The following is a 14,941-nucleotide window of genomic DNA, read 5'->3' as shown; positions in this document are numbered from 1 at the left end:
CTCTATCATTTTTGGTGTTGGTGACTAAAAACCAGCACCTTTTTTTAATCAAAAAAAATAGAAACAAGTGGCGAGGAGGCTCGAGCCGTGCCCGCGGGATGCGGCCGCCAATGGGACGAGTCACTTCAAATCGATTTTGGATGAATGGACCCTGATCCGAAAAAAATCCACGAAATTATTCACCAACACGATTTGACAAAGAATCTAAATTAGAAAGGGCGTCTATAAGCCGGAAAATCAACTTAATAGACAGCCCCCCTATAAATTATGGATTTGAAAGAATTTGTCGGTGGTTTTTTATTCGTTCTGAAAAAGTAAGTGCATCGATTGGTTTTTCTATATAGTATCCTTGTGCGTAATGGCAATCTAATTTCTTTAGCTCCTCAATTTGTTCGAAGGACTCGACACCTTCCGCAACAATTTTCACTGAAAGACCATTTCCCATCGTTATAATCGCTTGGACGATAGACCGATCCACCTGCTTTTCATGAATATGCCGAATTAAAGAACGATCGATTTTTAATATATTTATCGGCAAATTTTTTAAATAGCTTAACGATGAATAACCTTTTCCAAAATCATCAATGGAAACTTTTACGCCAAGTTTTTGTAATTTTTTCATCGTCTCAACCGCATGTTGCAGATTAAAAAGCATTCCACTTTCCGTCAATTCCAAATGTAACAACGTCGGATCTAATTTCGAAGTATTTAAAGCATTTTTTACATAATCAATAAAATTCGGATGTTGGAACTGGACGGCTGATACATTGACGGATATCGATAAATTTCCAATCCCCTCATCGATCCATTTTTTATTTTGTTTACAGGCCTCGTGTAATACCCAATTACCGATTTCATGAATCAAGCCAGTTTCTTCGGCAATTGGGATAAAGTTTAACGGTGAGATCAAACCGAGTTTTGGATGATGCCATCGAATAAGGGATTCACTTCCGATAATCGCTCCCGTTTTCAAATCGATCAGCGGTTGATAACATAAACGTAATTCGTCCTTTTCAATCGCTCTTCGTAAATAATTTTCCAACTCAAACCGTTGCTTGATTTGATTATTCATTTCATTAGAAAAAAAGGTGATTTTATTTCCCCCTAATTTTTTTGCCCGGTTCATCGCCATATCCGCATTTTTTAAAATGAGTACTGTATCCTTTCCGTCTTCCGGATACACGCTTACCCCTGCACTAGCGGATAAAAAGAATTCCTGCCCTTCGTGTACAAAGGGTTTGGAAATTTCGTCCAATAATTGCTGGCCAATAGTTAAAATTCGTTTTGAATCATAAGCAGAGGGAAAAATTAGGGCAAATTGATCTCCACCAAATCGACCGATCTTTACATCTTCAGGAATAATCCATTGAATTCGGTATGCGATATCCTTAATTACTTGATCGCCAATTTGATGACCTAAACTGTCGTTAATCATTTTAAAACGATCGATATCGAGAAACATCAATGTAAGATTTCCGCTTCCTTTTGCACTCACCCGATCGATTTCTTCTGTAATCGTTTCAATAATCAACGATCGATTCGGTAAATTTGTCTCCCGGTCATAATAAGCTAGTTGAATAATTTTTTCTTCAAATTTAATTTTTTCAGTAAAATTCCTTCCAAACCCGATAATTCCTTCCGGTTGTCCATTAATGAAAATAGGAATATTGCGGATTTGAAAAATTTGGTTTCCTGTAAATGGAAGGGTAATTTGATATGACTGTTCATACCCTTTTAATGATTTTATAAAATACCGTTTCACTTGCCGAAGATCTTCTTTTTTTACATAATTGAGGACGGATTTGCCGATGATTTCCTCTTCTTTAATGCCAAAGGTTGACAGAAACGTTTGATTTACACGGGTAAAACGCCCATATAAATCCACTGAAAAAACGAAGTCATCATTATGCTCAAATAGGGAGTTGAAATATTCGTTTACCGTAAAATAACGTTCTTTCAATCGTTTGAATGATTGTTCATTTATGGAAAGCAAATCCCGATAGTATAGTAATAAATTCCTTTCTCCTGACTGCCAACGAAACGGTTCCTTTTTTTGTTTTATGGGTGTTTCCGATAAACCGATTGCTTGAAAGGAATACATTTGTCGCAAAAATCGGTCCTCTTTAGAAAGGAAATGCACGTTTGATAAAATCCCGAATGTTGGGGCGGTATTTTGCAGATGTTTCAATTTTTCCTTCGTTTGTAAGGGGTACACATCCTGTTGCCAAGTAGACGTAAAGACAAAGATCGATTCAATCGGATTTTCCATAAAATGCTCTAAACGAAGGATAGATTGATAATCATCTGGATGAACGAGGGCATATTCCTCCCTTTGAATCGGTGTTGTACTCAATTCAAAGGTTCCGTCATGAAAAAAACGTAATATACGGGATAAATCCTTCCCCTTTCTCCGGGTGAGAAGAAAAGGTAACGAAGAAGGATCCAGATTGATATTTGATGCGAACAATTGTTTAAAATGCTTGCGAAATCGGAGGAGCGGGTTTTCTCCATCTATTTCCATCACCCGATTCCCCTCCGATTGAGTAATACGGAAACGGTAACTCGATTCTTCCCATCGGTCTGTGTAAGTTGTAACTGTTAAATTCGTATTATAAAAAAAGACGATTATCGCACCATGGATGATACGATCGATGGAAAAAAGTACATTCGAATGCGCCCAATTTGAATGGACAACTGCACCTACACCCGATATTTTTTTTTGAATTGACAAATATTGATGCAATGATTCTAGCTTCGCATATTCCCCCGTAGTAAATAAGAAATATGCTGATAAATCAGATGTTATCGAACGATTGATCTCCTCTATATTATTCAGTTCCGACTCTTCCAATACGAACGTTTGAATTTTCGTCTGTTCAAAGGCGGTAAAGGTCAGTATATTTTGATTTACGATTCTCTCCCCAAGATGAATCGATTCCGAACATGTACACCCGATCAATTGACTATTCGGTAGAAGTTTTTTTATCGCCTTTTGCACTTGTTGAATCCACTTTCGATCATCGTCTTTCACAAATGCTTGCACTAACAGATGTTTATATGTTTGCAATTGATGTTTTTGAATAAACTGTTTCAAAGTTGCTTCATCGGAGTATTGACAACTGAATGTTTTCACCACAGACTTCCACCTGCTTTTCAAATCCCATATTATGTCAAAAAACCTACCCTATTTTATAAAATAACATATTTTACTACAAAATGTAATAAATTCAAGTCCTTCGGTACGTTTTTTAGACATGGAAGTTCTGCGACGAAAAATAATTTACGGAATTCCTTCATCCATTGGACTAGTTGTATTTAGTAGAAAAAAATACCAAGTGGAAGACGGAATCCTAAGTAAATCGTATAGATTAGTATAGCAGCGAAGATGAAGCCAAATACTTTCGTTAATTTTCCTTTCTTATAAGAATTGAAAAGGAGTTCCATTGCAGCAATTGTTAAAATCCCCGCCAACATTTTAATATCGTATTGAAAATTTGCATCTACTTGGAAAAATAAATGGAGACCGGTCGCTATGATGAATAGATACATTACTCGTAATGCGATTTGTAATCCTTTAACGAGCCTTTTGTTTTCTCCCTTTTGCACGATGAATAACGTAAAAAATAACAATAATGTAAGTACCCATGTTGTTATATGTAAATGTGTCATTTTTCATCTCTCCTTTATTTTTTATTATTCTGATCATATCATAATACATCGGATCTTTATAATCATCCGCATTGATGATGGGAATTTTTTAAAAAAATGCCAAAATTAAACTTATATTATTTCGGTGCCCCCTTTTTTAATGGTGAAAAACGACCAAAGGTGAATCCGCGCCAAATCCATTCTACCGGACCTTGTCGATAAAACTGGAACCAATAGCGACTGAAAAGAATTTGAAAGAGGTAAATGATTAAAACGATGAATGTTGTTTCATAGTATGCGAGTTTTCCATACAGACCGAGGCCATACCCATAAAATAAAAAAGTACTTATTAATGATTGAAGTAGATAATTCGTCAAGGACATTTTACCCACATCTGCAAAATATCGCCATATTTTCCTCTTCTCACCTCCGTTAACAAGGATATAAAATAAAGAAATATAGGCGAAGGCCAGAAGTGGTCCTCCAATGAAATCTTGAATATATTCGGTTGCTTCATTTTTACTTGTAAAATAAGGCACGAACTTCAATAACAGCCCGGTAGGAAAGGTAAACAGGAACAGTCTTTTAAAAAATTTCCGGTTCGCTTCACTTTTTTCCAATCTTCTCCCTTTGGCAAAGGCCATACCGATTAAAAACAATGGAAAAATTGTTAAGAAAAGGATGATTATGACATTAAAATTTAAAACCCCACTAAAATACCACCACTCTTCGATTCGAAAACGGGCTACTTCCAAAAAGTTGCCATTTTGATAGATTTTTGTAGCTTGAGCGCCCATCTTTTCAATCTGTGAATTCAGTTCTGTTAGTTGAACAAAGTGGATAAAGATTAAAAGTAAGAGTGATAGAAACAACTGTGGGATGGAGTAGAGCAAGATTGCCGTAATGGTTAATTTTCTTTCCCCCCATTTTTTCACGAACAATAATAAAAATCCTATCGTCGCATAAGTAACTAAAATATCCCCTGACCAAAAAAGAATGATATGTATAAACCCAATGATGAACAGTACCACCATTCTACGAAAAAGAATTTTACCAGTATTCAATTGTCTCTCCTCTAATTTCTCCATTAAGAGGATAAAACTATACCCGAAGAGAAAGGAAAACAGCGGGTAAAAACTCGCTTGGGCGAAAACATCCGTTAACAAGTAAATGGTTCGATCCAATACAGAATCTGCTTCAGAAAATGGATCTACATACACATATGGCATCGAAAAGAAATACATATTCACAATAAAAATTCCAAAAATTGATATCCCCCTCAAAACATCAACGAAAAAAATTCTGCCTCTCTCCCCCATAACAATCCCCTTTCTGTAAATTTGCGAACTTTATACAAAATGAATAAATGAAATGAACGAATCGACCTCTGGGCATTTTTATCACATTTCATTCTATTACGCATAAACTAAAGTAAAATCCCTTCATAGTTGGAATGTAAAATCGATGATGGGTATGAAATGTTGGTGATTCAATCGGTCACCAACCGGGAAATTGATTAGCCGGGAGTGGTAAATTTGCCTGCCATCGTCGGAATCGTTCAAGTGAACAGTATTGGATCGAGTGGCGTTTTTCATATTGGAGACGTTTATCAAATCGCCCCAACATCAACCGCTAAAACGTATTCGGGCGCAGGCTCGTTCAATACCGGTGAAAGGCTTTATGTGTACAACAACCGAAGTAAAACGAATACGTATGATAAAGATGTTAAAGATCAAGGCAATGTGTTAAATGTATAAAAAATGTGGAGGAAGTGTATATGAACATACACGTTAACCAAACGATCCAAATCAATATTTTACGGGTAAATAGTATGGCCAATTCTTCTGTCTTACAAATTGGCACTTCAGGAAGGATTCAATCGCAAGCCCATATTTACAATACAGGAAAATACACAGAACCTGCCCCAAAGCCCGTTCAAGATGGGTTTGTTAGTTCATCCCTTGAGAGTATTCCATTACCGTTTCAATCTTAACAATTAGGTCAACAAGAAGATTGATTGTAAAGGATGTGGCATCGTGCAGAAAGATATATTTTACTACTACCATCAAATCATTAATAAAGTCAACCAACAAGATGAAATTATACGAGAAATAAAACAAAAGCAATCACTATTGGAACAGGAACTTGAAAAGATGAAAAACGAACCGACGATAAATATCGAACGAATCGATTACCAATTCGACCAATTAAAAATTGAACGATTGGAAGGTACATTAAATATAGGAATTAATCCAAATGATTTGCAAGAATTAGACGAATTTTCCATCGGACATCCTCGATTCCAATCAAATTCCCCCTCGCAAAGTGAAATCATTCAAAAAGTAGAACAACGGTTGAACGACTATTTAGAAAAGGAATGGCCAACATTCATCGATAAAACATTAAATGAGCTGAAGATAAACATTGATTCCTCTTATATCGATTTTATTAAAGAAGATATCGAACGGCAACTTTCTTCTCGAATTTCTTATTATCTTCAAAGATTTAACACGGATCCGGGCTCGTCTGAAGATCATTTGGAGGAAAAATTATTTTCGACCATCAAATCGGATATTGAAAGGGCAGTCCTAACCTTTTTTAATCAGAATCAGAAGAAGGGAGATTCGAAAGACTCATGATGTTGGATGTGGAAAACAAAGAGATTTCCGTAGGACAGGTGAAAATATATGGGGTGTCCTCCTCATCCCTCGTACTCGTTGGAGATGCGAACACGATTCAACTAGCTTCGAGTTTCGATACCCCTCCAGAATCATTCGTGATCGGCCCCCTACTCCCACTTGGGCCGGAAGGATAATATGTTTCGAAGAATTGCCAAAGTAAATGCCATCAACATCCAATCCATTGATTTAAGTTCCCAACTTCAAATCGGTGACTCCCATCAAATCATCGGTCGATCACGAATATTAGCCGTACAAAGGGAGCAAGAATTCTTTTTTGGTAACGAGGGAAGTTTGAATCAATATCCTATTTTTAACCGCCCAATCCACCTTCCCCCTATTACAAAACCACTATATGAAAAGAAAGAAAACATCGTCGGAATCATTCACGTAAACCACTTATCGGTTATCGGGGCAGCTGGTTCAGCAATTGTCCATATTGGAAACAATGACTTCACCTTCATGGAATCAAAAACGAAACATATTCGACAAAACGCAAAATGAATATTGTAAAAAGAAGAATCGTAACGAACGAATGAGTAGGAATTTTCATATTCTATTTTTATAGGATGACAAAGGCCAGTTTTTCAGTTCACAGGACGAAAAATTCAACCTTTGTCATTCTACTCCCTTCGAAATGCTGATGAAAAGGATGTTTTTCCATGCCATCCATAATTGGAAATTTGCAAATTTTAAATATTTCTGGGGGAATTGCCAATTTTGGTGATGCATTAAATATCTCCCCGAAAACCAATTCGAAAACAAATGAAGGCTCAGGTAGTTCGAATACTGGTGGCATTATCATCACTAACAACGGATTTAATGCAACGAATTCCTTAGATCCGGACGTATTGGATCAACCAAACGCGGCCAACAATTGACTATCACCCGTTAAATAGCGTTGTTTCCAAAGATGCCCTCCCCCAATAATGGTGAAGGGCAAAAGTTCGTTGTTTCCCAAAGCCTATGGTGGATTTGACGGTATTTTTTCAAAGATGTTCTATTAGATAAGGCTTATTTCGTAAAAAGATGCATGCCCAAAAACTTTTTTTCAACCTTTTGAAAATCCCATACATTTTATGATTGTTCCAGATTTACCTGTAAAAGATGGGCGCCATCGAAGAAAAATAAATACGTTTCGGCCAACGATTTGTTCAAAATCCCTTCCACTGCCCGCTTATACAACTGCATTTGAATTTTATATCGGTTTAATAAGATCGGTTTTGCTCCCTCAAAACCGTTTTTAAATCGTCTGGTAATTTGATCGGTTTTGTAATCTAAAAGAATCAAACCTTGATCATCTTGAAACAGGCAATCGATAATTCCTTGGATAAAAATTGAATCCTCAATCTGTGTCGAATAAATTTCACGAGCGGGAAGCGTATAGCTAAAGGGGAGTTCCCGTTTCACCCATTTTGCTCGCAACAATCGCTCTCCTATCTCCGTTTCAAAAAAAGATAGTATGGCGGAAATATCGATCGCTTCTGCTTCCTCCGGTGTTAATAATTCCTTTTGTTCCATGGAAAAAAGGAGCGATTTGAGGGAGCTTTCTGTCGGTTTCATCGTTAAATCGATATGTTGCATGACCATATGCATGGCCGTTCCCTTTTCCGCTGGACTCAGTGATTTTTCTTGCATAAATTTTGGACGGGTTGTAATCGGTTTTTTCCAAGTCGGTAATAGATCTTCGCCACTTTCCACATCACGAATTTCTTTTAACCTTTTAAGTTCAGAAACGGATTGCTTACTACGAAATACAGTCGCCTCCATATATGGATATGTCCAATTTAATTGATCTTCAATTTTTTTTCGAAAAGATGATTGTACTGGAATCGGCTCCCCCTTTTTAACTAATGTTAAGAAATCGAGATCTTCGTTTTTTTCCTCCTCCTGGCTTCTTTCAAACTGTTCACTCGTCATTACATTGATGATAAACTCCGATGGATGATTGTAAATTTCCCGATTGGTTAAATCCTCCTTTTGCTCGTCTTCACGTCTTAATATGTGGCCAGACCGATGTCTAATTAGCGCTGGACCAATCCAATCTAAAAATTTTTCCGCTTTCATCCGATCGTAATCGGCCAAAAGCCAATCGGGATTGTCTAAATGTTTTTGCCACTTTTCCGATTCCTCATCGATATTTTTAACGGACGCAACTAAATATAATGCTTCCTTCGCCCTTGTTAAAGCAACATATAAAACGCGCATTTCTTCTGCGATTTGTTCCAACCGTTTTTTCCTTGCGATCGACATATGGAACAGGGAAGGATAAGTGATTTGTTTTTCCGCATTCATATAATTTGTGGCAAAACCGTAATTCTTATCTAATAAATAATTTTGTTTTAAATCCGAAAAGTTAAACTTCCTCGCCAGGCCGACGATGAAGACGACGGGAAATTCTAATCCTTTACTTCCATGAATCGTCATTAAACGAACGACATCTTCCTGCTCCCCTAATGCTCGTGCGGTACCGAGATCGCTCCCTCTTTTTCGCATCTTTTCGATAAAGCGTAAGAAACGGAACAGCCCCCGGAAAGATGTTGATTCATATTGTCTCGCTCGATCATATAAGGCTCGTAAATTCGCTTGTCGCTGTTTTCCTCCGGGAAGTCCTCCGACGAAATCGTAAAAATTTGTATCCCGATACAACGCCCATATTAATTCTGAAAGAGCTCCTTGCCTTGCCATGGAACGCCATTTACTTAGATTTTTGAAAAAGGAAGTTAGTTTACTATGGATCCATTCATCCCTTTTATCCCGTACAGGATGACGTACAAAAGCCTTCGCCGCCTCATAAAATGTTCCTTTACGATCCGCTATCCTAATGCGAGCCAAATCCTCTTCCTTCAATCCGATCATCGGAGAACGAAATACAGCAGCTAAAGGAATATCTTGGTACGGATTGTCGATGATTTGCAAAAGAGCCAACATGGTAGATACTTCCGCAGCTTCAAAATACCCCGTTGACATATCTGCGTACGCCGGTATTCCATAATCCTTTAATTCTTCCATAAATTGGGGGGCCCATACAAAGGAACGAAATAAAATGACGATATCCCGATAGCGAATCGGACGATACGTTTTCGTCTTCGGATCGAAAATTTGTTTTTTTGAATCGATAAGTTCACGAATTTTTCTGGCTACAAAACGGGATTCCATTTCCGACTGTTCCAATTCCTCTTTTGCAAATTCATCCGTTTCTTCAATTGAATGAGTAGCGGGCTCTTCTTCTTCCCCTTCCTTCGAGATAATTACAAGCTCGATAGGATGAGGTTCATCCTCTGGATAAGGTGCACCTTTTTTCAATTCCGCCCTTTCATCATAGTCGATTTCTCCAATTTTTTTGTCCATTATTTGCTTGAACAAAAAATTTGTTCCGTCTAAAATTTCTTTCCGACTCCGGAAATTTTTTGCCAAGTCGATCCGTAGTCCTCCACCTTCTTTCTTGCTAAAAAAGCGCAAATATTTTTGTAAAAATAGATTGGGCTCTGCAAGGCGGAATCGGTAAATCGATTGTTTTACATCTCCGACCATGAATAAATTTCCATTTTCTTCGGTCGGCTTTTTCACCAATTGTAAAATCGTTTCCTGGACCATATTCGTATCTTGGTATTCATCGATTAACACTTCTTTAAACCGTTGGCGAAAATGGAGTGCCGCTTCCGTCGGTTCCAATGCCGTGTTTTTCGATTTCCTTTTGCCTAATATTTGTAAGGCGTAATGTTCCAAATCTGAAAAGTCTACGATTCCTTTTTCCCTTTTCACCTGTTCGAATTTCGCACTGAAGTCACGTACGAGTCGGACTAATGTACGAACCGGTTGTTTCATTTCCTGTAAATCTTGTAAAAAGGTGGACGGTTTACGGGAAAAAAATGTCTCCTTTAAATGTTGGATTATTTTTTTCCCTTTATTTCGAAGATTTGTAGATTTGGTTACTAATTCTTGATCAAACTCATCTCCAGAACATCGTTTTAAGGTTGAAAATTTCACTTGTTGCATAGCATGGAATAACGTTTCAAAGGATTCATTTTTTGCAGAAATAAGTGCTTCAGTTAGTTCGATATCCGCTAAAAAATTTTCCGCACGGGGGTGAGGACCTCCAGGCAACTTCGTCAATTCAAGACCTTCATGGAACAGACGATTCGCTTCTCTTAAATTGAGTTCAATATCGATCAATAGTGGCTCGATGAAAGGTAAATCATCCACTTGATCAACGGTCGACGTGTCATACATTCCCACAATCTTTTCAAGCCATTCATTTGGATATGGATTCGACCGGGAAAAATCGTACAATTTTAAAATTAAATCTTGCAAAATCACATCGCTTCGATCGTTTGTAAATAAATCAACCAATTGGAAAAAATCTTGATTTTGTTTGCCATACTCCTCCTCCAACATCGTTTCCACAACTTCATCGCGCACTAATAGCATTTCTGTTTGATCGGCGATACGAAAACCGGGATCGATATCAATCATGTAATAATATTTCCGTACCACATTTAAACAAAAGGAATGTAAAGTGGAAATTGATGCATTGTTCAGCAATTGTAGTTGTTTTCGCAAATGATGGGAATTTGGATTCCTTTCAATTTCCTTTTCGATCGCTTGACCAATCCGATGGCGCATTTCTGCAGCAGATGCATTCGTAAACGTTGCGACTAATAATTCATCTACATCAACGGGATGTTTTTCATCGATAATTTTTTGAATAATCCGTTCTACTAAAACAGCAGTTTTTCCTGAGCCGGCTGCTGCTGCGACTAAAATATCACGTCTGCTTTCATAAATGGCCCGCCATTGATCGGTCGTCCACGTCACATTCTTTGGTTTTACTGGAATACTCATGATCGAACAACTCCCTTCACCAATTCCAGTGCTTCTTCTCCATCTAACGGAGATAAAATTCGATATTGATTTTCCTCCATAGTCGGATCAAATTGACAGACCGATTTATATGGGCAAAAACGGCAAGGAGTTTTGTCCTTCATTTTATACGGGGAAAGATCAACACGACCTTCAACGATGTCGTTTCCCGTTTTCTGAAAGGTATGATGGATAAATTTTCGCAAAATATCAAAATCCTGCTTACTTGCCACTTTTGAACTCGACCGTAACGTTCCATCTTTTTTCAATCCAGCTGCGACAATTTTCGATGTCCCACTTTCCAATGTTTGATCCATTAGGCGAATCACGTCCGCATCCGCTAACATCAGGCCATCCATTCGAAACCGTTTAAATATTTCTTCTTCGATTTCTTCAAACGTTAACGGTTTGTTCACTTTAATCGTCGGGTTATGAATATGGAAATAGAGAACTCCTGCAGGATCTGCTTCTTGACCGATCAGTTGTTTCGAATAACGTAAAATTATATCGAGATACGTTAACATTTGTAAGCTCAATCCGTAATAAACTTCTGCAAGATTTATATCCCGACTACTCGACTTATAATCGATAACTCGTAAAAAAACTCCCCTTTCGTTTTCTCCTTTATCAATTCGGTCGATTCGGCCGACCAACTCCATCGTCGTTCCATTTTTCAAACGGAATCGAACAGGGGGAAATTTCCCCTTTGGTCCAAAGGAGACTTCCATTCCGATTGGTGAAAATCCACTAGCTTTCGCTTGCTCACTTAGGACATTCGTCGCTCGCCAAATAACTTTTTCTAATTTTCGTTTCAAATATTGATAACGGTTCGTACTGTGTAATATTTCATTTTGCAATTTCGGAGCTAAACGTTCGACGGCTTCTCGAACGAGTCTTTGAATTTGAACTTGCGTTAAACTTGCCCATGAAAGATTCGAATCGTTAATCCGTTCGCCAATTACTTTTAATGCTCCGTGGAACAATTCGCCAATATCGGGGGCTTCCAATCGAAAAACCTCCCGTTCCTTTAACTTCAAACCGTAAGAAAGGTAGTGGGAAAATGGACAACTATTAAATCGCTCCATTCGGGAAATACTTCCTTGTAGTTTTTCGCCATACAGCTCTTTTGCGGTCCTTTCAGTTAAAGGCATCGGCTGATTTTTATAAAACAAACTGGAAAATACATTCATCGCGTCTTGTTTCTTTTCACTATTGATCAGTAAATTGTACCCGTCCCACCAAATCGGTTCTATCGGGTAATTTTTCTTTAATAGTTGTAATTGGTACGTAACATAGGTGATTGCCTCATTCCAATTGACGAGATATTCCAACTGCTCCTCTTGAGATACATCATTCGGTTCATTTCCAAAAAACAGTTCCTCCTGGTCGGGAAACATGTCTTTCAAACGTTTAAGATATGGCGAAGGAACCAATGCCTTACCTTCCGAATCGGCCAACGGATAGGTAAGAATTAAATAATCCGATGCTACGGTAAACGCTTTGTAAGCGATAAACTCCTCATCAGCTAATCGTTCCTTCGTAGATGGTGCTAAATTCATTCCTAATGCTTGTAACATTTGCCGATCTTCATCTGAAAAAATGCTTTCATCTTCATATTTTTTAGGCAAAATCCCATCGTTTAAACCGACGACGAAAGCAATCTTTACATCCGACAAACGGGATAATTCCATATCGGCGATAATCACTTGATCTAATGCGGGAGGAACGATGGAAAACGTTAGAGATTCCAACCCGGATTCGATAACGGAGGCAAATTGTTTCACGTCTGTTTGATCCTCCCCGAGAATTTCCACATATTGATCGAGTAAATCGATTACCGAATTCCATGCCTGTTCATGTTGTCTACCTAATGTGAGATTTCCTTGCCGTTCCGCTTCCAATTTCATCTTTTCTAATTTCGCGGGAATCTCTAATTCTTCCAAATACAAAAATAGAGCATGACAAAATTCTTTTCCTATTTTCGCCTTTTTCAATCGGTTGGCTAACCGAATAATCGGTGTAGATACTTGGGCACGACTTTCGTTCAATTCCTTTTCCAATGCCAATTCCTCATCCGTTTGAGGAATATCCCCATCGAGTCCTCGATACTTTTTATATCGCCATCTTTCCTTCCGTGTCCATTTCTCCCCTTGGATACCGAATGCGAGACAATAATTTTCCAAACGATCCATTTTTTCCCGCCATTGATCAATCGGTTCATCCATTGGAATGAGTAAATCCGTCTTAATCGCACGAAAAACCGGATCGTAACGCCAATTTCCTGTGATAATTTCCAATGTGGATCGAATAAATTCAATTAATGGATGATTCAACATGGAACGTTTTTGATCGATGTAAAAGGGAATGTCGAAATTGGAGAACACCGTTTCGAATAGTTCATAATAAGTTTGGCCGTTACGAACAAAAATAGCGATATCTTTAAATTGAAACTGTTTATCCCGTACATAGGATATAATTTTTCTCGCCACCCCCTCGATTTCTGCCCGAGGATTTGCTCCAGAAACAATGGAAATATCTCCCTTCCCGTTAAAGGACGGGGTGGGTAGTCGATTAAAAAATTGCTCCAAATGTTGAAGGGACGGGGAAGAAAATCGTTTGACTTCTTTTAAAACGATATCCTTTTCAATTGGAATTTCATTAAGTTCTGCAATTTCAAAAAGGGAAGCATATGTACTTCCTGTCATTCGAAATAATTCTAGATGATCAGGAACCGAGCGACGATACGGAGCATCAACTGTTAACGCAACCGTCACCCTCTTTGCCACTTTCATTAATTGCTCGATCACGGCAAATTCCTGGGGTGTAAAACTATGGAATCCATCAATATAAATCGTCGCATGTTTCAGCGAAGAGGATTTGCCTATGTTTTCTGCCAACAGGGTCAAATAATCTTCATTACCGACATATTTATCTTGAATTGCCCGTTCAAAGTGGCGATATATAATTTCCATATCATGGAGTTTATCTTTTAATTCTGTACCCAATTCCAAACGATTACTATGTTCTGAAAGTTCATTTTCCGTTATGCAATACCGTTTCAATTCCGAGATCGTTTTTTCCATTTGGTCGATAAATCCCAACTGGTCGGAGGTTCGTTTAAAAATTCGAAAATCCCCTTTTTTTTCGTTGATAATTCGTCGAATCAACATATTTAATCCAGTAGAATTTAAATGAACGCGACTTATTCCTCCGGTCTCTTGCAATATCCGCCATGCAAGCCGGGTAAAACTATATACTTGTACTCGAAACATGCCCTTGATCTTCGGATGAGTAACGAGCTTATATTCGGATAAAAAGGTCATCTGCTCTGGAACGATATAATATATTGGTTCACCAATCGGATCAGTTTGTAGTTGATCGATTATTTCCTTCATCAAAAAGGATGTTTTCCCGCTACCCGTCCGGCCGATTACAAAGCGGAGTGACATACAGATCCCCCCAATCTATGAACTAAACTATGTGTCATTTTGTATTTCCCATTTTACCATAAACATAGGAATGAATATGGACGAATTCAACAAGCAACGAAGACATTCCTTTTGCATCCATATTTGAATCGAATGGGAACAAGGGACGTCATCGTTTCCATTCCACCTTTAGTTCCTTCTTGTTTTCTAAGGAATTTTCTGGAAGCACGATAATTGATGGGCGGTTACGTCCGTCCTTTCCCACGAATTGGGTAAAAAAAGAAAAAAGCGATACCTATCGGCTAAATGATTTAGGTACCGTAA

General features: G+C 38.0%; 11 protein-coding genes. 6 read left to right on the top strand and 5 right to left on the bottom strand.

Features of this window, described 5'->3' with window-relative positions; all coding sequences use genetic code 11:
• Positions 1-265 precede the first annotated feature (265 nt).
• From OE105_RS02640 to OE105_RS02630, 3 genes are all read right to left on the bottom strand, one after another.
• Entirely contained in the window at positions 266-3,133 is a 2,868-nt protein-coding gene (locus OE105_RS02640) for an EAL domain-containing protein (RefSeq protein ID WP_275421182.1), read from the bottom strand.
• A gap of 182 nt (positions 3,134-3,315) precedes the next feature.
• Positions 3,316-3,669 (bottom strand): DUF1516 family protein, encoded by a 354-nt coding sequence (locus tag OE105_RS02635; protein ID WP_275421181.1) that lies wholly within the window; start codon positions 3,667-3,669, stop codon positions 3,316-3,318.
• A 116-nt stretch (positions 3,670-3,785) separates the two neighbouring features.
• The gene (locus OE105_RS02630) at positions 3,786-4,892 is read right to left on the bottom strand and encodes a DUF418 domain-containing protein (RefSeq protein WP_275422074.1); all 1,107 of its coding nucleotides are present in this window, start codon (positions 4,890-4,892) and stop codon (positions 3,786-3,788) included.
• A 291-nt stretch (positions 4,893-5,183) separates the two neighbouring features.
• Here OE105_RS02630 and OE105_RS02625 point away from each other — a divergent pair, with 291 nt between their 5' ends.
• The 6 genes from OE105_RS02625 to OE105_RS02600 all read left to right on the top strand — a co-directional run bounded on the left by OE105_RS02625 (position 5,184) and on the right by OE105_RS02600 (position 7,207).
• Positions 5,184-5,405 (top strand): spore germination protein, encoded by a 222-nt coding sequence (locus tag OE105_RS02625; protein WP_275421180.1) that lies wholly within the window; start codon positions 5,184-5,186, stop codon positions 5,403-5,405.
• A gap of 20 nt (positions 5,406-5,425) precedes the next feature.
• Entirely contained in the window at positions 5,426-5,641 is a 216-nt protein-coding gene (locus OE105_RS02620) for a spore germination protein GerPB (RefSeq protein ID WP_275421179.1), read from the top strand.
• Between the two features lie 43 nt (positions 5,642-5,684).
• The gene (gene gerPC / locus OE105_RS02615) at positions 5,685-6,287 is read left to right on the top strand and encodes a spore germination protein GerPC (RefSeq protein ID WP_275421178.1); all 603 of its coding nucleotides are present in this window, start codon (positions 5,685-5,687) and stop codon (positions 6,285-6,287) included.
• Entirely contained in the window at positions 6,284-6,463 is a 180-nt protein-coding gene (locus OE105_RS02610; protein ID WP_275421177.1) for a spore gernimation protein GerPD, read from the top strand. Before gerPC ends, OE105_RS02610 begins: the two co-directional genes overlap by 4 nt.
• A gap of 1 nt (position 6,464) precedes the next feature.
• Positions 6,465-6,830: a spore germination protein GerPE gene (locus OE105_RS02605; RefSeq protein ID WP_275421176.1), complete on the top strand. Its 366-nt coding sequence runs from the start codon at positions 6,465-6,467 to the stop codon at positions 6,828-6,830.
• A 158-nt stretch (positions 6,831-6,988) separates the two neighbouring features.
• Positions 6,989-7,207 (top strand): spore germination protein, encoded by a 219-nt coding sequence (locus OE105_RS02600; RefSeq protein ID WP_275421175.1) that lies wholly within the window; start codon positions 6,989-6,991, stop codon positions 7,205-7,207.
• A 196-nt stretch (positions 7,208-7,403) separates the two neighbouring features.
• Here the strand turns inward: OE105_RS02600 and addA are convergent, their stop codons facing one another.
• Together addA and addB are read right to left on the bottom strand one after the other, a co-directional pair.
• Positions 7,404-11,171 (bottom strand): helicase-exonuclease AddAB subunit AddA, encoded by a 3,768-nt coding sequence (addA, locus tag OE105_RS02595; protein WP_275421174.1) that lies wholly within the window; start codon positions 11,169-11,171, stop codon positions 7,404-7,406.
• Positions 11,168-14,638: a helicase-exonuclease AddAB subunit AddB gene (gene addB, locus OE105_RS02590; RefSeq protein ID WP_275421173.1), complete on the bottom strand. Its 3,471-nt coding sequence runs from the start codon at positions 14,636-14,638 to the stop codon at positions 11,168-11,170. The genes addA and addB overlap by 4 nt, the downstream gene beginning before the upstream one ends.
• Positions 14,639-14,941 lie beyond the last annotated feature (303 nt).

Origin of the sequence: Fervidibacillus halotolerans, assembly GCF_026547205.1 — a bacterium.
Lineage (GTDB): Bacteria > Bacillota > Bacilli > Bacillales > Caldibacillaceae > Fervidibacillus > Fervidibacillus halotolerans.
This window is presented reverse-complemented; position numbering and strand designations above follow the sequence as displayed.